The organism is Gilliamella sp. CG25 (assembly GCF_046635705.1).
Taxonomy (GTDB): domain Bacteria; phylum Pseudomonadota; class Gammaproteobacteria; order Enterobacterales; family Orbaceae; genus Gilliamella; species Gilliamella apicola_I.
Map to the genome: position 1 here is coordinate 1 of NZ_JBIDFJ010000019.1, position 17,698 is coordinate 17,698.

The following is a 17,698-nucleotide window of genomic DNA, read 5'->3' on the forward strand; positions in this document are numbered from 1 at the left end:
CTGATGGTTTATTCGGCTTTCACCAAAGCCCGGTATGGTGCTGTCTGATTTTAATTGGCCAAATAATAAATTCGACGAGGTAGATTGGAGGTTAGATTTGCTATAGGAAATAAAATCACTGTCGGTTTGTGCACTGCCATAACCTAATGTCTTAAAAAATGTCGCATAAACATTGTCTTTCAAACCGTCATAACTGGTGGTGGTTAAAATCGCTTTATACTCGCTATCAATCGATAATGGCTCACCATTATCCGTATCGCCATTCCATAATACCGCTTCATAAGGGCTGATATCACTAAAACGGAAAGTCTTTAAGGGATATTGGTTATCTAAATCAGATTGTCGGTAAATGGTGATTTGGTATTCCGCAATTTTGGTTGGATAGTTGGTATAAACATAAAGCCCCATTGGTGTTGTAAATAATCCTTGTGAAGTTAACTTCACTTTAGGATTATAGATACTTAAATTAAGCTTTTCTTTTGCATTAAACTCATCCCGGATAATGTTCAATTTGGGCACGTTATCCGTACCGGCATAAACACCATTTGAGCCGAGTAAAAAAGCAACACTTATCCCCAAACAAAGCGGATGTCGGGTCCAGTTATGTTTTTTCATCTAATTTATTTCCTTTCTTTTAATAGCTATTATTTTTATTTATTGTTAGTTCAGTTAAATGTCTTTTATTAACATCTATACCGATTATCGTTTTAAGTTAACATTTAATTAATAATTAATGATTTAAATAACATTTTAGTTTGAGACTTTTTGAGCTGACATAACATATTGATCGAATAAAACGATCAATAAATAATAAATATTTGTCTTAAACTATCAAGATATCATCAAGTTAATATCTTTATGTGTATTTTTTATACGCTCTATCTTTTCGTTGAAATAAATTAGTTAGCAAATTGCTATCTTGCACAACACATTGACCTAAAATCTGAAAGGATGCCGCATTAACATTGTTTTTGAAAAGTCCGTATTGAGCAGCCGAGATTACACTGTATTTATTGTCTATTGATAATAGTTCTTTTATAACAGTAACAGTCTTTTCAAATAGCGCTGTAACAAAATGGCTATGACTGAAAAACAATGTTTCTAATTGACAGTGATTATCTAAATTAGGTTGCTGATATATCTCATTGTGAGATCCGACATTTTTAATCGGATAATTTGTATCTTTATAAAATCCCAAAGAAGCAAGAAATAACTTTTGTAAGGAGAGTCCAGAATGGTAGATGCCTGAGCTCATTTTTTCTGTTGTATTTAATTCATCATCAATAGATCTAAGCATGATTAAATTAGTCATTGTTTTAGCGAAAGCACAAATTGATCCAAGCAAAATCAACAAACCTATTACCAGATCAGAAAAAATACGGAACCGTTTACATTTATTCATGAATTAGAATTTCCTTTCATTTTATTGCAACTCTGTTATTAAATTTAGGTTGATGACCTTAAACGATATAAAGAAAAGATAAAATTTACTAAAAATTTAATAGCTAAAACTTTACTATTATTTTCACTTATTCTAAGTTTAGGTTGAAACCGCATCAACTCCTTATTTGCTAAGAGTTGTAAGCGGTTAAACAGCAAATAAAACAGATTATTATCAATTTCAATTACCTTCACGGTAAGCTTTTTTTAAGAAGTGAAATTTAAAATTAACAAATCGGGATTAATTAAATAACTATTGTTTCTTTAACAAAGACCATCATAATATAAATAAATCAATATAATATGATGGCACGACTATTTTATATCCTACCTATTGTCTAATATACTACTGACTTTGATAAGATAGTTGCGAGACTCTTGTGAAACATGGGAAGTAACCAATTTTCGATATACTTGCTGTGGGGTCATAGAATTGATAATGTTAATCGCTTCGTTACGATCACTAGAGAAGGTACGAAGTACACTACCTGCACCACCATTATAAGATGTTATCATTGCGTATCTCAAAGAAATAGGATTATTAATCCCAGCTAGATATTTTGTTTTTAATAGTGATAAATAAGCGGTACCCATATCAACATTATTTTTAGGATCGAGTAAAAATTGCCTGCTAGGTTCCCCTGATTTTCCCCTTAATGAAAAAATATCGCGTCCAGCAGTATGTTGTTGAACTTGCATTAATCCAAGTGCATCACTACGGCTCACAGCATAGGGGTTAAATGCCGATTCAACTTCCATAATCGCTAAAATTAATCGTTCATCTATAAGGTAACGATTTGATGCTTCAATCACTAACGGTAAAAATTTTCTGGCGCGCTGATTGATATGATTAGGAACAAGTTTAATTTCAACATAAGTAATTTGATGAGAACCCGATGTGCGAACTTGCATATTATGAGCAAGAACATAGTCAGCAAAGTTATTGGCTCTACCACTCCAACGAATAGGTTGCATTTCTTGGTCAAGCACCTGATTATACAAAAAAGGCTCTTGTGACTGATCCTGCCCCATTTTACCATGACGAATAATATCATCTGGTTCTGGCATTAGTAGCGTTGAAACAATAGCATCTTTTAAACTGATTATAGGCATATCAGACAATGTTTCTATCGTAATCACCCCAGAAACAAAGTTAATATGAACTCGCGTTTCTAAATTATCCTCATATTGAACATAATCTTTAGGTCCCGCAATAAGCACCTCTTTGGGCCCCCATATTTGTTCAATATTATTAGCATATTGGCTGATTAAAATATTAAATGCATTGGTATCTTTAACATAATAATCTTCATTATCGAAATTTGCATTTTTACTAGGACAACCCGCTAAAAAACTTGCAGTAACAAATAATGTAATAATTTTTATGTTATTTTTCATGTGATTTCTCAATTTTGTGGTTTATAGCCATCAATAATGATATCTTCACCATCAAATAAAAATTTAACCATTTCATCTTCAATTTTTTTTCGATGTTCAGGATTCATCATATTGAGTTTATTTTCGTTGATTAACATGGTTTGTTTTTTAAGCCATTCTTGCCAAGCTAGTTTTGAAATTTCGTTATATATACGCTTGCCAAGCTCTCCCGGATATAGCTGAAAATCCAAACCTTCCGATTCTTCTTGTAAATAATGGCAAAATATAATGCGGCTCATATTAATCTTTTTCCAAATACAATTAAAAATAGTGTCCAATTATAACTGAAAACATTTATGTAAAAGAAGAAAATTATTCGGTCGCTATCATACGCAAAACTTTCAAATTGAATTTTAATTCAAATAAAGTGAATAATTATTTACTTTACTAAACCTCTATTTGGCATAAAATAGATTGCAACATGTCAATATAGGTAAGGATGTAACAATGCAACATAACGTTTCTCGAGAACTGTTTGATAAAGTCATTTTACCCGTTTATTCACCCGCACAATTTATCCCCGTTAAAGGTGAAGGTAGCCGGATTTGGGATCAAAATGGCGTAGAGTACATCGATTTTGCTGGTGGCATTGCAGTCAACGCTTTAGGGCATTGCCACCCAAGATTAATCAAAGCATTACAAGAACAAAGTCAAAAATTGTGGCATGTCAGCAATGTGTTTACTAATGAACCGGCATTAATGCTTGCTCAAAAACTGATTGACCATACTTTTGCTGATCGCGTATTTTTTGCCAATTCAGGGGCGGAAGCCAATGAAGCAGCGTTCAAACTTGCTCGCTATTATGCCACAAAAAAGTTTCATCCTTATAAAACTAAAATTATTTCTTTTTACCAATCTTTTCATGGACGCACTTTTTTCACGGTTTCTGTTGGGGGTCAAGCAAAATATTCCGATGGATTTGGCCCTAAGCCAGCTGATATCGTTCATGTTCCGTTTAATGATCTTAATGCTGTTAAAGCGGTCATGGATGATCATACTTGTGCGGTCGTCCTTGAACCAGTACAAGGGGAAGGCGGCTTAGCATCGGCTACACCAGAATTTTTGAATGGTGTTAGGTTGCTTTGTGATGAATATAATGCCTTGCTAATATTTGATGAAGTTCAATGTGGCATGGGACGAACAGGCAGTTTATACACCTATCAACAATACAATGTGATACCGGATATTTTAACCTCCGCTAAGGCATTGGGTGGCGGATTCCCGATTAGTGCAATGTTAACCACCGATCAAGTATCCTCTGTGATGCATGCTGGTTTACATGGTACCACTTATGGTGGTAATCCTCTTGCTTGTGCAGTAGGCTGTGAAGCGTTTGATATTATCAATTCACCAGACGTGCTTTCAGGGATCGAAAAGCGTCGTGCAATATTTATTGCTAAACTGGAAGAAATTAATGACAAATTCAATGTGTTTAGAGAATATCGAGGAAAAGGGTTACTTATTGGCGCTGAATTACAACCTGAGTTTCATGACAAAGCTCGCGATTTTTTGAACGTCGCAACAGAATATAAAGTAATGATTTTAAATGCCGGTTCAAATGTATTACGTTTTACACCTTCACTGATTATATCAGAAGATGAAATCCAAGAAGGGATGAACCGATTTGCAAAAGCCGTTGAAAAAGTTGTCAATGCTTAAGTTTTTCTATACAGTAACAGCATTTTAATCGATTAAATGCTGTCTACGCATTTATAGGATACTTATTTATGTACGATATTCGACCATTAAATTATGCAAAAACTAAATTTATATTAAGTGCACCAGATATTTCACATTTGCCCTTTGACGGTGGTGTAGAAGTCGCATTTGCCGGTCGCTCAAATGCAGGAAAATCGAGTGCGCTTAATACGCTGACTAACCAAAAAGGGTTGGCCAGAACCAGTAAAACACCGGGGCGGACTCAGCTTATTAATCTTTTTGAAGTCGAGCCTAATTGTCGGTTGGTTGACTTGCCAGGATATGGTTATGCGCAAGTGCCAGAAACAATCAAACGAAAATGGCAGAAGTCATTAGGGGAATACCTACAAAAACGTGAAAGCCTTAAAGGTTTAGTGATATTAATGGATATAAGACATCCTTTAAAAGATTTAGATCAACAGATGATTGAATGGGCGGTATCGGTGAACATTCCCGTCATGTTGTTATTGACCAAAGCAGATAAGCTGGCGTCTGGAGCGCTCAAAAAACAAGTTAATATGGTCAAAGAAGCCATCTTACCTTTTCAAGGTGATATTACAGTATCCCCTTTCTCATCACCAAAACGTATTGGTCTTGAACCATTAAAATGGCAATTAAACGAATGGTTTAACCAACAATAAAAGAGAAAATTAATGAATCATCCTGCTTTTTCATTCCAGGCGCTATCCCCGGAATTTATTCTTGATTGTTTATTGTCTATCGGGATACGTGTTGATTCGGGTTTAATAGCATTAAATAGCTATGAAAATCGTGTCTACCAATTTATGGATGAAGAGCGAATACGTTATGTTGCTAAGTTTTACCGTCCACATCGCTGGAATCGAGAGCAAATTCTTGAGGAGCATCAATTTACCCAAGCATTATTTGATGCTGAAATCCCTGTTGTTACGCCTATAATAGTCAATAACAACACTCTGCATGAATATCAAGGTTATTTGTTCTCGCTTTTTCCAAGTATAGGCGGCAGACAATACGAATCTGATAACATTGAACAAATGGAGTCAGTCTCACTGTTATTAGGACGAATGCATCAAATTGGCGCTCAAAAAAACTTTATACACCGACCGACAATCGGTCTTGAAGAGTACCTTTATCAGCCTCAAGAGGTACTTTTATCTTGTCAGTTTATTCCTAAAAATATTCATTCAGCGCTTAGAACAAACCTGACACACCTAATTAAAGCCGTTGAACAACATTGGCATAATGATTGACAATGCATCCGTTTACATGGTGATTGTCATATTGGTAATATATTATGGCGAGACCAAGCCATACTTGTCGATTTTGATGATGCACGTAATGGCCCTGCAATTCAAGATTTATGGATGTTACTGAATGGTAATCGTCAAGAACAACGTCTACAACTTGATACGTTAATAGAAATGTATCAAGAGTTTAACGATTTTGATAGTCAACAAATTAAATTAATTGAGCCATTAAGAGCAATGAGAATGGTTCATTATCTGGCTTGGATTATTACACGTTGGCAAGACCCGGCTTTTACTGCTGCTTTTCCTTGGATCACAGATGTTGATTTTTGGTATCAACAACTCAAGGAATTTGAACAGCAAACTAAAGCAATTTACTCACCACCTCTAGCATTGATGTCGGCATTTTGAATTATAAACTCATCTAAAAATAAATTAGTTAGCAATGAATCTTGCCAATAATTCCGTTAAGTTAGGCGATTGTGCAATAAGTTTTTCTTTATGAGTCTTTGAAAGTTGTTTGATACGATACTCAAGCTTTAAAGCTGTGGATTTATCCCCAACATAAACTTGATAGACAAGCGTAAGATCTTGATGACCTTTCAAATATTTAGCGCCCTGACCAGTTTGATGTTGATGTAAACGTCGACTTATATCTGTAGTAATACCGGTATAGAATGTTTGATTAGCCGTTTTAATAATATAGAGAAACCAAACTGATGACTTATTTAGCATAGTAAACAATAGCAGTTAACGTATTTATCAATAATTTTCAATTATAAGAAAACATTTTAATCAGCGCAAAATTTTGATGATTATATTTAGGTTATGTAAACGTTATAATTATCATCGTTTCATTTACTTTAAGATAGATAGTGTTTAAGATAAACCAATTGTGTTGTTGTATGTTGGAGCCAAGTAATTTGAATAACTTTGCAAATATAATTGAAACTGAACGTGGTGATATGAAGTTCGCTTACGTCCAAAATGATGAAATTGACTATCTTGAACTGTTTGATCACTTTCTGGCAGAGGAAGGTCACCATGAATTACTGGATCCTAGTGATCGTATTGAAAGATATACTTATTTAATTAATCATAATCAAAGCAAATTTATTTTTAAAATTGATGGTGGCGTTGAAAATCGTTTGGAACGTCGACTGATTGCCAAAATAACCGGTGATTTTTATTTCAATTTAATCCACAAATTAGCTAAAATTTCGCAGGATAAATGCGACATAGCTTATGAGCTTTATTTAGTCGCATTCGATAAAAAAACTAAACGCCACTATATGATTTTTAATTTTATCGAAGGTCGTTCATTAACAAGGGACGAAATGAAATTACATGGCGAACAAGTCAAAAATTGTATCGAAAAACTTCATCATTATAATTTAGTCTCTAACGATGTGCATGGCGGTAATTTTATTTTAACGCCAGATGGTAAAATTAAAGCTATCGATTTAACAAATTCAGGGTTTATTTGGCTAACCAAAGCTAACGATGCCATAGAACTGCAAGAACGATTTAATATTAAGATTAAAGTTCCGGCTATGGCAATGGCAATTAAAAAATTCACCCATGGATTTAAACGATTATCACGAAAAATTCGTGGTAAAAAGGTTTAATATTATCTTAATGATGTGAGGTAATTATTTACCTCACTCGCATAACGTCTAAAATTGTTATTAATTTCCACATTTTTAACATTGGTTCTTTTCATTCAATTTCTAATATTAATTTATGGTTAATGTTTATTGATACGAGTAAACTAATTAATAAACCGTTTAACACCAATGAGGAGCTAGCCATGAAAGCGTTTATAATTATATTCACTCTTGTTGCTGTGCTAACTGGCTGTACTTCGCCAAAAATGGCGTCGATTTATCAAACCCAAGGCGTCGAAATAGCACAAAACGCAGCGGGCGATGATATTCTCAATAAATATAGCAAGACAATACCAATCCAAAATCCTCATTCTTCATTGTCGCTGTGTATTGCACAAGAACTCAATAATGGGCCAGTTGTGCTAACAAACGAAAGTTATTTTGGATCACCTTGGTGGTATTCATACAACATCCCTAATCAACAATCGATCACAATTAATGGGGGGCAAACGATTAAACTAGTTGAAGGCAATCATGTGGTTGCCAATGCTGTAACCGACTATCAATATAACGCTAAATATTTTGTCAGTTATACTTTAACGGCTACTCGCCATCAAAACAATATTGATTATCTATTTAGCAACATTAAACAGGCTCAACAATATACAGGTTCGACAGTAAATGATGGTTTTGAAAACGTTAAAACTGTACAACGATCGCATCCTGACTTAGTTATCGATGCACTAAATAAAGAAATCAATAAGATCCAATCATGTTTATTAAAATAACAATAAATGCATTTTCTAGTACATTAACGTTACAAGTGTAATCTTACCTACCATTAGAAAAACGGCTAATTGACTTAAGGTGGCAGGCGTTGATGAAGTTTGGGGTTGTTTAGTTGATGCGGCTACCGTTTTCAGTGGTCGCATCACTTTGTTGTGTATGCTTCTTTTGCTTTGCTAAACCTTTGGCGACATCATCCCACCACAGCATTTTTGTCGCTTTTTCTTTGGTTTTTTCCCATAATTTAGACTTCTCTTCTAACTGATTTATTTTACCCAATAATTCAAGTTGCTCTTGTGTTAATTTCTTGTCGGGTGCATCTTCATAACCATCTGGAAAACGTTGATAATCTCTTCTTTGTTGTTCTAAGCCTTGTTTTATTGATTCTTATTCGCTTGCATCCATCTTACTAACATATACATCACGTTTTGCTTCATCACCGTCTTTTATATACCCCAAATAGTTTTCCGCATCATCGGTCATTTCACTGTTTAATGCTTCCCATTCCGGTCGCTTTTCTTCCGCATTCAGCTCTTCATACCATTCACTTTGATAATGAACTAATAGCCGTCCCAGTGCCGTTGTTAAGTGTGGTTTGTCGGATATTCCTTTAAAACATCCCTGTGTTAATTTCGCATATTCATTACTATTTTGAATATATTGCTTGTCTAATATTGTTAAGGTCTCTTTGAGGGTTGGCTTATAGTTCTCCAGTGAAGCATTATCCTTATTTCGGGTTGTCGCTTTTTTTGCACTCAGGTAAAACTCTTTTAAACTGTTGGTTTCTGTAATCTGTTTAAAACTAAACCACTCCCAACCACTGACTTTCTTCACGCCCTCACTGCCAATAAATGTCCATCCTTTAATAGAAACATTTTGACTATCCACTGCATGCTCTATCCATAACCATAAAGTCCCCTTTTCATCCATGGCTCGTTTATCATTTTTGATTAAATCTTTATCATTTATATTCAGTAGCAACGGTGGTGTATCGACTTCATTTTTACTGGTTGTTAACTCACTCTGTTGTAATGGAAACTTGCTCCATGCCTTTGTGCTACTGGCTAAATCTTTTAGATTACCTTTGGTTTTTATTTTATCCTGTATCTCTTCACTATTCTCTATCCATAATGTTTTGGTTTCACTCGTTGATGTTTGAATCTCTATTTGTAACCAGTTGATATTCTGTTCTTTACTTAATATTTTTATTTCCGAACCTTTAAGACGCTCACCGACTTCCGTATCCGATTTTGATGCTGACGCCAGTAATTTTGCACCTTTTGATATTATCATTCTTGGTAAGTTAGCTCGTTAACTGTAGGCTGTCTGTAGACAGCAAGATAATCTTCACCCACAATAAATAGCATTTCGTTCATATAAATCGCTTTATTTCCATTTAGTAGATATTTAGCTAATAGCGATTTGTCGATATTGTCAAATGTGATATATTCTAACTCGTCACTAATATCTATATTAAATTTTTTAAAATTTTCGACTTGCTGTTGATAGCGTTTTTCATTACCAAATAACTGTTTTGATTTTGCTTTACCAAAAGTAAATGAATAGGTTTGTTGATAATTTACACAAAGCTTTTTATCAGCAGGATTTAAAGTTAGTGTGATATCATCAAGTTCATCGATTTTCTCACTTTCAAAGCGCATATAATTATTTGCTTGTTGACTAGTTAGTAAAAGGCTTTTTGTTGAATGTGTTTTATTATCTTTAACCGCTAATTCACTGTAGCAATTTGAGGTGACAGGTAACTCTTGAAACTTCCCTTCTTTTGTCACTTGAAAATGTTGTACTTCTATTGTTTCATCTTCAAAACGTTGGCGACGCTCAATAAAATAGTTTTTATCAATATTGTAATAAATAAATCCGATTGGCAAATCACCTGTTGCAGGATTTTCTCTTGTCATACCGATTCGAGAAGACAATATAATTTTATCTAAAAAATTAAATTGTTTAGAGAAAAGGTGAAGATAAACTATTTTCTCTTCATTCTCTTGTGTACCACTGATTAAAATAGGATTTATTACATTATTTATTGTTGGTAATTTTATTCCATTCAAATTAGTTAAGTAATTATTTAACTGTTCATATAAACTATTGTCATCAAATAATTTTAAATAGTGTAGATAACTTCTTGATATATTTTGAGGATAATTGTGATAATTCCCATCCTTAATAAAATCTGTTGAGCTTTGAGAATTAATTGGTAAATCTAATGCGGGAAATTTATTAGCTAATGTTAGAAATGAATTTTTGTCTTTAGGTTTTAAAAAAGACGCAACTAAAGATTCATTTATAATTAACAACTGTTCTTTGCCTAAAATCAATCTGCCTTTTGGTAATAATAATTTAGCTAAATTACTGTCTAAAACATCTTCAAATTGTAAATAATTTATCCCCCCTGTTGGTAAAATAAATTCGTTGATGATTGGTTTTTCTATTAGGTCTTTTGTCAGTAATTGGGATATATCAGATGTCTGACGTACACTAACATTATATTGATCATCATTAATATAAATGATGTTATTAACTAATTTAACTCTAAAATTGTTTAAATAATCAAAGTTATAATTATTTTTGTTCATTTGGTTATAATTTTCAACATATTCATCTAAAATCCAGTAAGGTTGCTCAATATCTTTAGCATGAACATTAGAAAAATTAAAGAAAACACATAATAAACATATGATTCTTATTAACATTATATTTTTTTTAATTAAAGAAAGATAAAACCCATGCATATTATTAGTTCCTCTAATTTTTAACCAACACTTTTAAATATTTACCATTGACATCTTTTTCTGTTTTCACAAAAAACTGATTTTCTAAAAATTGACTCTCAAAAACGCGAACATCATAATGAACACAATTGCTCGCAATACTTTTATTATCGCGCCCTTTTTTTGGATGATATCTTGTATAACTATTTTCTAAAGCAATGCCATTAGAATGAAACCATCTATATTCCGCATTTGTTTTTTCCGTCAAAATATCTCTAACTAAATCACAACAAACAAACCTTTCATCGTTGGTGTGTTCAGATTTAGCTTTTTCTTTTTTAATTACATGGATATCGAGAGCTTTACCCATATGGTTAGTACTTATTCGGTTATGATAAATATTATCCGCCCAACATCTATAACCAAAAGATACAACATCAACTGTCAAATGTTGATATCTTTCATCTGAATCGATATAAAACATAATGCTTCTTAATACCCAAAACAATGTTCTATGTAAGCCTGGATATTCAATTCCTGATGCATAATTCTTACCTGTTTTTCCATTATTGGTTTTATTTAGACCAAACCCATCACAAGTTGGCTCTTTTAGATTAGTAAAAGTTGAACATTTACAGTTAGCTTGAGCAAAATATGTTTCTATTGGATATTCCTCTTGAAACTTATCAATCGCTTCAATTACTGGAATATCAACAACACCCGTTTCTTCAACTTTCATATAATCACGTTGAAACTGTTTGATCATGTTTTCTGTTCTTTCCGTAAACTCATCAGTCGGAACATTGCCACCAAAACCGGCAAGACGGATATTGATTTCTCGAATTATTTCATCTTTATCGCCTTTTCTAAAAAGAACATCGTTTCCTACAAAATAATCCACCATTGCTACTGGGTGAATAAACCAAGCTTTGCCGTCTGTTGATAGGTTGGTTGGTTTTGGGGAGGTGGTATCCGTTTGGCTACCACTTTCGGTTTGGGATGCTTGAGCTTTGGCGACTTCTTTCCACCATAACGATGGTTTTATGCGTTGTTCTTTTTCAATTTGCCAGTATGTTTTTACATGCTTGTTTTCTTTGGCTACACATAGTTCATCCAATTCTTTTGTTATGAAAATTTTTTGCTGTTGCCTTTTTTCTACTAACATTTCTTCGCTCATTCCATTTATGTTGCCTTTCTTCCACATTTTATTTAGCTTAACACTTAGTTAATTGCATCTTATTTTATTGTTTAATTGATTCTTTTTAACTTTTTTTACCTTTTAATATGACAAGATTGCATAAACTAATAATTGGAAAATATTTATTACTTTAATCATGATCCATTTATTGGTAAGTAAGGTCACTAACATTAACCAACTAAATAATTGCTACTTATAATTAAAAATATTACTTTTATACTAAATATTACTCAAATTCACCATTTTTATTAATATAAAACTGATAATTATTTTTTTTACCAGAATCCTCTGTTATTAATAACTCAATAACCATATTTTTATCGATAGTAAACTCAATTTTTTGGTTGCGATTTAATGAATTATAGTAAATCGGTAACACATCTTTTACCTGATGATCCTTAACTGTGACTAAATAACCTATACCATAATAGCTATTTGACTTCCCATTCATTTGCCATCCAATATCATCATATCCAGTAAAAAAATAAATATAATTTTGATCAACATTAGGTAAACGAGCATAGTATCCAGCAAGCGTCTGACAATGAGTCTCATTTCCTCTACCTTCTGGTTCAAAACTGTCCGTAATATAACCAAAATCATTACTACTAATAGGTAGATCCAAAGGTAAATCTAATTTTGCTCTTTCATTGGAAAAAGAAGCTATTTTTTGAAAACAATTATCGGGAATAGCGGGATTATAATTAGTTTCAATGCTGGGAAATTGTTTACTACTGATTAAATTAATTTTTCCATTATCCAAAATTTGTAACGTCTGCTCTGTCAGTTTTTGATTTGTTAAATACCTTTCATTGACTTCACTATATCTGACAGTACCGATAGTGGTTTTAATATTTAAAGATTTATCAATGACAAATGTACGCCATTGATTATCATTAACCATATTTGCTATTTTTTGAGAGGATAAAACTTTACCTTGTTTGGAAATATTCAACAAAACAAAATCATTTGATGATTTAACAATAAATGTATCAAATGTTTTCTTTGTTTCTAACTTAACGTAAATAGCATCATTCAAATCCAAATTATTTTCTTTATAAAAATTTGTTAAAACAGGATTATCTTTAACAAAATAAGTAAATAATTTTATATTATCCGTAAACTCATAATCTATCTTAGCATGATTAAAAAAATAACCTTCATTACTAATTCCCCTTTCAGCTTTATCCCATAAACTAAAATCGAATGGTAAAGGTGTTTCGATTAAAATTTGATGTTCTTTTTTTAAATTTGCCACAGCAGAGTTATGACAAAAAAATATAAATATTAGAATTAAGAACAAAGATATTTGTTTTTTTATTTTCATATTATTTCCATAAAATCATCAAATTTAACTAGTTAGTTTTACATAGTTCGGATAGGGATAATTTCATTAAATCGCTTCAATTATTTGCATATCTACAAAATCAGTTTCTTCAACTTCCATATATTTCGCTTTTTTGAGGTTTGTTTTATTTTTTATTTAATTATTATTGTTTTTTTCTTCAATGTATCCATTATCGTTTAAATAGTAATGCTTAATTGTTAACTTATTATCATATTCTGTTGTAACGGTAATGATAAAATCTTTTGAGATGCTAAAATGCGTTTTCTCAATCATATCTTCATTGTATCCTGGTTCATACCACTCTCCTTCAACATATAATTCTGAGCGGATTTGATGATCTTTTATTGTTATCAAATATAACCTATACGGGAAATCGCCACAATCCATTGGTACTAATAACATATCAATACTATTTTTTGATGGTAAAGGTATATAACGAAAATCTATTTCACAATTCCATAATTCCAAATCTTCAACTTGACAACTTTCCATATTTGTTTGCATATACTTTGAATTTCTATGACTTTTATTTAAAGGTAAACGATCTTCACTTTTTACAAAACAGGTATTTTTGTTATTGTGACGAAAAATTTTATTTGAATCTTTTTCTATATACGGTTCATGCGCATAAGTAAAAAAAGAAATTATAGAAAATAACAAACAAATTAATAAACATCTATTTTTCATATATTTATCACCCATTAATTATTAATGATACTAGAGGTTTGCCATTTAATGTTTCTGAATCTTTACAAAAATATTCATCTTTTAGGAAAATTTGATCAAATTGACGTACATCATAGTGCACCCAGCTTTTTGCACCTTTTTTCGCAGACTCCAAATTGAAGATATTATTTTGTCCAGCTAACCAATCCCACTTGGCTCCTAAATATTTATTAAAAATATCTTTTCTCAAATTATCCATATCTTCGCATAATCTTGTTCTAACACCATTTTTATTAAAATGTATATCTAAAGCTTTACCTTTATGGTTTGTAGTCCGTCTATTTTTTTGAAGATTTCTATCATAGCATCTATATCCCGATGAAATTTTTCTGAAACTATAAACTGAATTTTCTTTTTTTAAATAAAATATTACAGCTTTTAGTGCCCATAAAAGTGATCTATGTATACCAGGATATTCATATCTATGCGTTGATTCTAACTGTGCTCCATAATACAGATCTTTATGTCTATTTTGACCAAATCCATCACACAAACCACATGGACAAAACATTTGTTGATCATCAGTAGAAGGCTTCCTTACCCATTCATCGCTTGGTAAATCGTATTCAACAGAAAATTCATCTATTGCCGTTATTACATCCATATCAACAACTCCCGTTTCTTCAACTTTCATATAATCACGTTGAAACTGTTTAATCATGTTTTCTGTTCTTTCCGTAAACTCATCAGTCGGAACATTGCCACCAAAACCAGCAAGACGGATATTGATTTCTCGAATTATTTCATCTTTATCGCCTTTTTGGAAAAGCACTTTATTATCAGAGAAATAATTTACCATAGATACAGGATGTATAAACCACGCCCTACCATTTTGACTTAAGGTGACAAGCCTTGATGAAGTTTCGGCTTGTTTACTTGAGGTGTCTGCTGATTGCTCTTTTTTAGTTTCAGTGTCACTTTGTTCCGTCTGTTGACTTTGCTTACTTTGCTTAGCTAAACCTTTGGCTACATCATCCCACCAGAGCATTTTTGTCGCTTTTTCTTTGGTTTTTTCCCATAATTTATACTTCTCTTCTAACTGATTTATATAACCCAATAATTTAAGTTGTTCTTGTGTTAATTTCTTGTCGGGTGCATCTTTATAATCAGGGGGAAAACGTTGATAATCTCTTCTTTGTTGTTCTAAGCCTTGTTTTATTGATTCTTGTTCGCTTGCGTCCATCTTACTAACATATGCATCACGTTTTGCTTCATCACCGTCTTTTATATAACCCAAATAGTTTTCCGCATCATCGGTCATTTCACTGTTTAATACTTCCCATTCCGGTCGCTTTCCTTCTGCATCCAGCTCTTCATACCATTCACTTTTATAATTAACTAACAGCCGTCCCAGTGCCGTTGTTAAGTGTGGTTTGTCGGATATTCCCTTAAAATAGTTCTCTTAATTGTCGCATATTCATTATCTATACATGGAGTATCTAATATATCCCAATGTTTTTAGTTCCTCAATTTGTAATAATTTGCCATTTTCTATATAGTTAATTGACTGCTGGAAATAATATATTAATCATAATTATGTTGAAATTGATATTCTTATAAATGATGAAATGAATGATGATTTATCATTTTTCCTTTTAATTAAATATACAATTTATCTTTTTTCTGTGCTCCTTCATATTAAAGGCCTTTACAATCTAATTCACTTCTTTGCAATAATAAGAGATTTGAATTGTGAAATTCGAAGAACCATACCTATTTATATACAAACAAGAATGATTAAAATTATTAGCAAAACAAATCAAAGATAATAATGACATTAAAATACATATTATTTTTATATTTCTCAATATTCTCTATTTAAGTGGCTATACCTGTATATTTATCATTTAAAAATAAATGATATTCTTAACATTTCCTATTGTTACTTTCTGATTAAATACAATTTAAAATTTACACCGAATATTAGTTACAATTTCTAGTAAGGCGTAATCAATGGCATATATTGATGTAACTCATAAGTATGTTTATTCATAATGTCCATCAAACATTTTTCATTAGTACATAAATCTCTTTTCTGAATAAACTTTTTTTGATTACTGTATATTTCTTCAAACTCTTTCTGAGCATTATTGTAGTCATAATATTTTTTTATATTATGATAAATATCATGAATACTCCTATCTAATCCTGATAGATAAATATTTTGGCAAATCAGTTTTTCAGATACCTTCTTTGCTTTTGAACAAGAGAAACTCGGAACAGTATTCTGATACTTTATTCGATTTATCTCTAATATAGAATCATTTGTATTTACTATTAAATATGCATCAGCATTTTTTTCAAATAATGTCCATGTTTTTTGAATGTTAGGGCAGAAAATATTTAATTGGTTTATTTTTTGTTTCATATTTAGGTCAAAAGAGTCAGCACTTAGCATTTCTTTGTTTAAAAATTCATCAAAATCGATAATGAAATTATTTACTTTATAATTTGAACAAATCTCAATAAGAGCACCAGAATAAATATTAGTTTTGATAACATTTTCATCCCATTGAAATATTCTATTAAGGTAAATTGGATCATCATAGGACACTGTTTTTGTGCGTGCTGTATCGCTAATATATACTTTAGTCACTATCCAATTATTAGTTAAATCTGCTCTTATTGAAAATGACAAAAATAGGCAGAATATTAAATAAAAATTACGAAGCATACTCTTTCTCCTAATAAATCTCTTTAGCATATATACCTTTTTCAAATATTTCTCGTTCTTTCTCTCTCCTTCTCTTTAAACCTTCTAAAACTTTACCTCCAGATTTATTATATTGTAGTAAAACATCCATTGCTTCTTTCTTTTTACCTTCATTAAGATATTTTGATAAATTACTATCACTTTTAATAGAACCAACATTATAAACAAAAGAAACTAATGCATCATATTCATGTTGCTTCAAATCAATTTTTATAACTTTCTCAATTTTATTTTCATAGTCGGGAATTATTTTAATTAATAATAATTTTTCTTGTTCAACAGTTAATGTAATAACGTCTTTATTTTCCTTCATAAATACTTTAATTTCAGTTTCATTTTTTAAACCAGCTGCTTTAGAAACTTTTTGCGCCACATCAGATGAAATACCTATTTCTAAAAGATCATTTAAAATATTTGTTGAACTTCTTCCTTTCATATCATAACCTGGGCCTAAAGTAATACCACTTCCAGTTCCTGGCCAATGCAATTTATTAGAAATATTTTTTTGTGCCTCCGCTAAATAAATAAAATCTATTCCTGCTTGTGATGTTTTCAATTCTCTTTTTATAATTTTATCAAACAAACTCATTATTATAATAGGATTTATAAACCACACCCTACCATTTTGACTTAAGGTGGCAAGCGTTGATGAAGTTTCGGTTTGTTGCTTTGAGCTGTCTTTTGTTTTATCTTTTTCTGTTTCAGTGTCACTTTGTTGTGTCTGCTGCTTTTGCTTAGCTAAACCTTTGGCGACATCATCCCACCACAGCATTTTTGTCGCTTT

The 17,698-nt window shown here is 31.7% G+C and carries 18 protein-coding genes and 1 pseudogene; 5 read left to right on the top strand and 14 right to left on the bottom strand.

All coding sequences use genetic code 11. From position 1 onward, the window contains the following. The 4 genes from ACGH6P_RS10815 to ACGH6P_RS10830 form a co-directional block, all read right to left on the bottom strand. Nucleotides 1-615, bottom strand: a 615-nt coding sequence (locus ACGH6P_RS10815; RefSeq protein ID WP_411597458.1) for a hypothetical protein, incomplete at its 3' end; no start/stop codon positions are given. A gap of 241 nt (nt 616-856) precedes the next feature. Next, nucleotides 857-1,402: a hypothetical protein gene (locus ACGH6P_RS10820; RefSeq protein WP_411597459.1), complete on the bottom strand. Its 546-nt coding sequence runs from the start codon at nt 1,400-1,402 to the stop codon at nt 857-859. Between the two features lie 365 nt (nt 1,403-1,767). Next, nucleotides 1,768-2,838: a membrane-bound lytic murein transglycosylase MltC gene (gene mltC, locus ACGH6P_RS10825; RefSeq protein ID WP_267351928.1), complete on the bottom strand. Its 1,071-nt coding sequence runs from the start codon at nt 2,836-2,838 to the stop codon at nt 1,768-1,770. An 8-nt stretch (nt 2,839-2,846) separates the two neighbouring features. After that, the gene (locus ACGH6P_RS10830) at nt 2,847-3,116 is read right to left on the bottom strand and encodes an oxidative damage protection protein (RefSeq protein WP_065559651.1); all 270 of its coding nucleotides are present in this window, start codon (nt 3,114-3,116) and stop codon (nt 2,847-2,849) included. Nucleotides 3,117-3,324: 208 nt separating this feature from the next. Here ACGH6P_RS10830 and ACGH6P_RS10835 point away from each other — a divergent pair, with 208 nt between their 5' ends. From ACGH6P_RS10835 to ACGH6P_RS10845, 3 genes and pseudogenes are all read left to right on the top strand, one after another. After that, on the top strand, nt 3,325-4,536 hold the full coding sequence (locus tag ACGH6P_RS10835) for an aspartate aminotransferase family protein (RefSeq protein ID WP_411597460.1): 1,212 nt from the start codon (nt 3,325-3,327) through the stop codon (nt 4,534-4,536). Nucleotides 4,537-4,604: 68 nt separating this feature from the next. After that, a complete protein-coding gene (gene yihA, locus ACGH6P_RS10840) occupies nt 4,605-5,216 on the top strand; it encodes a ribosome biogenesis GTP-binding protein YihA/YsxC (protein ID WP_065559653.1) in 612 nt (203 codons plus the stop codon). A 12-nt stretch (nt 5,217-5,228) separates the two neighbouring features. Beyond that, nucleotides 5,229-6,215 (top strand): annotated as a pseudogene (locus ACGH6P_RS10845) (serine/threonine protein kinase). A gap of 24 nt (nt 6,216-6,239) precedes the next feature. On the opposite strand, the gene ACGH6P_RS10850 reads toward ACGH6P_RS10845, so the two are convergent. Continuing rightward, complete coding sequence (locus ACGH6P_RS10850) at nt 6,240-6,539, bottom strand: GIY-YIG nuclease family protein (protein WP_267351934.1); 300 nt, start codon at nt 6,537-6,539, stop codon at nt 6,240-6,242. Between the two features lie 188 nt (nt 6,540-6,727). Between ACGH6P_RS10850 and ACGH6P_RS10855 the strand changes: the two genes are divergently transcribed. Both ACGH6P_RS10855 and ACGH6P_RS10860 read left to right on the top strand, forming a co-directional pair. After that, entirely contained in the window at nt 6,728-7,432 is a 705-nt protein-coding gene (locus ACGH6P_RS10855; protein ID WP_267351935.1) for a lipopolysaccharide core heptose(II) kinase RfaY, read from the top strand. Nucleotides 7,433-7,614: 182 nt separating this feature from the next. Next, nucleotides 7,615-8,199, top strand: coding sequence for a hypothetical protein (locus tag ACGH6P_RS10860; RefSeq protein WP_411597461.1), 585 nt, complete (start codon nt 7,615-7,617; stop codon nt 8,197-8,199). Between the two features lie 109 nt (nt 8,200-8,308). Here the strand turns inward: ACGH6P_RS10860 and ACGH6P_RS10865 are convergent, their stop codons facing one another. The 9 genes from ACGH6P_RS10865 to ACGH6P_RS10905 form a co-directional block, all read right to left on the bottom strand. Next, complete coding sequence (locus ACGH6P_RS10865) at nt 8,309-8,476, bottom strand: hypothetical protein (protein ID WP_411597462.1); 168 nt, start codon at nt 8,474-8,476, stop codon at nt 8,309-8,311. 108 nt (nt 8,477-8,584) lie between these two features. Further along, a complete protein-coding gene (locus tag ACGH6P_RS10870; protein ID WP_411597463.1) occupies nt 8,585-9,490 on the bottom strand; it encodes a hypothetical protein in 906 nt (301 codons plus the stop codon). After that, nucleotides 9,487-10,950, bottom strand: coding sequence for a hypothetical protein (locus ACGH6P_RS10875; RefSeq protein ID WP_411597464.1), 1,464 nt, complete (start codon nt 10,948-10,950; stop codon nt 9,487-9,489). Before ACGH6P_RS10875 ends, ACGH6P_RS10870 begins: the two co-directional genes overlap by 4 nt. 13 nt (nt 10,951-10,963) lie before the next feature. After that, complete coding sequence (locus ACGH6P_RS10880) at nt 10,964-12,133, bottom strand: peptidoglycan-binding domain-containing protein (protein ID WP_411597465.1); 1,170 nt, start codon at nt 12,131-12,133, stop codon at nt 10,964-10,966. 220 nt (nt 12,134-12,353) lie between these two features. After that, a complete protein-coding gene (locus ACGH6P_RS10885; RefSeq protein ID WP_294829479.1) occupies nt 12,354-13,454 on the bottom strand; it encodes a hypothetical protein in 1,101 nt (366 codons plus the stop codon). A 156-nt stretch (nt 13,455-13,610) separates the two neighbouring features. After that, nucleotides 13,611-14,162 (bottom strand): hypothetical protein, encoded by a 552-nt coding sequence (locus ACGH6P_RS10890; RefSeq protein WP_411597466.1) that lies wholly within the window; start codon nt 14,160-14,162, stop codon nt 13,611-13,613. A 7-nt stretch (nt 14,163-14,169) separates the two neighbouring features. Beyond that, entirely contained in the window at nt 14,170-15,462 is a 1,293-nt protein-coding gene (locus tag ACGH6P_RS10895) for a peptidoglycan-binding domain-containing protein (protein WP_411597467.1), read from the bottom strand. A gap of 675 nt (nt 15,463-16,137) precedes the next feature. Further along, nucleotides 16,138-16,875: a hypothetical protein gene (locus tag ACGH6P_RS10900; protein ID WP_411597468.1), complete on the bottom strand. Its 738-nt coding sequence runs from the start codon at nt 16,873-16,875 to the stop codon at nt 16,138-16,140. A 10-nt stretch (nt 16,876-16,885) separates the two neighbouring features. After that, a partial coding sequence (locus tag ACGH6P_RS10905) for a glycoside hydrolase family protein (protein WP_411597469.1) occupies nt 16,886-17,698 on the bottom strand: 813 nt, incomplete at its 5' end.

What these genes read in the sequence shown, in the direction of transcription:
- ACGH6P_RS10885 (WP_294829479.1), bottom strand. Translation starts at nt 13,454, where the DNA reads ATGAAAATAAAAAAACAAATATCTTTGTTCTTAATTCTAATATTTATA.
- ACGH6P_RS10900 (WP_411597468.1), bottom strand. Translation starts at nt 16,875, where the DNA reads ATGCTTCGTAATTTTTATTTAATATTCTGCCTATTTTTGTCATTTTCA.
- ACGH6P_RS10880 (WP_411597465.1), bottom strand. Translation starts at nt 12,133, where the DNA reads ATGTGGAAGAAAGGCAACATAAATGGAATGAGCGAAGAAATGTTAGTA.
- ACGH6P_RS10835 (WP_411597460.1), top strand. Translation starts at nt 3,325, where the DNA reads ATGCAACATAACGTTTCTCGAGAACTGTTTGATAAAGTCATTTTACCC.
- ACGH6P_RS10875 (WP_411597464.1), bottom strand. Translation starts at nt 10,950, where the DNA reads ATGCATGGGTTTTATCTTTCTTTAATTAAAAAAAATATAATGTTAATA.
- ACGH6P_RS10860 (WP_411597461.1), top strand. Translation starts at nt 7,615, where the DNA reads ATGAAAGCGTTTATAATTATATTCACTCTTGTTGCTGTGCTAACTGGC.
- ACGH6P_RS10895 (WP_411597467.1), bottom strand. Translation starts at nt 15,462, where the DNA reads ATGACCGATGATGCGGAAAACTATTTGGGTTATATAAAAGACGGTGAT.
- mltC (WP_267351928.1), bottom strand. Translation starts at nt 2,838, where the DNA reads ATGAAAAATAACATAAAAATTATTACATTATTTGTTACTGCAAGTTTT.
- ACGH6P_RS10890 (WP_411597466.1), bottom strand. Translation starts at nt 14,162, where the DNA reads ATGAAAAATAGATGTTTATTAATTTGTTTGTTATTTTCTATAATTTCT.
- ACGH6P_RS10820 (WP_411597459.1), bottom strand. Translation starts at nt 1,402, where the DNA reads ATGAATAAATGTAAACGGTTCCGTATTTTTTCTGATCTGGTAATAGGT.
- yihA (WP_065559653.1), top strand. Translation starts at nt 4,605, where the DNA reads ATGTACGATATTCGACCATTAAATTATGCAAAAACTAAATTTATATTA.
- ACGH6P_RS10830 (WP_065559651.1), bottom strand. Translation starts at nt 3,116, where the DNA reads ATGAGCCGCATTATATTTTGCCATTATTTACAAGAAGAATCGGAAGGT.
- ACGH6P_RS10870 (WP_411597463.1), bottom strand. Translation starts at nt 9,490, where the DNA reads ATGATAATATCAAAAGGTGCAAAATTACTGGCGTCAGCATCAAAATCG.
- ACGH6P_RS10850 (WP_267351934.1), bottom strand. Translation starts at nt 6,539, where the DNA reads ATGCTAAATAAGTCATCAGTTTGGTTTCTCTATATTATTAAAACGGCT.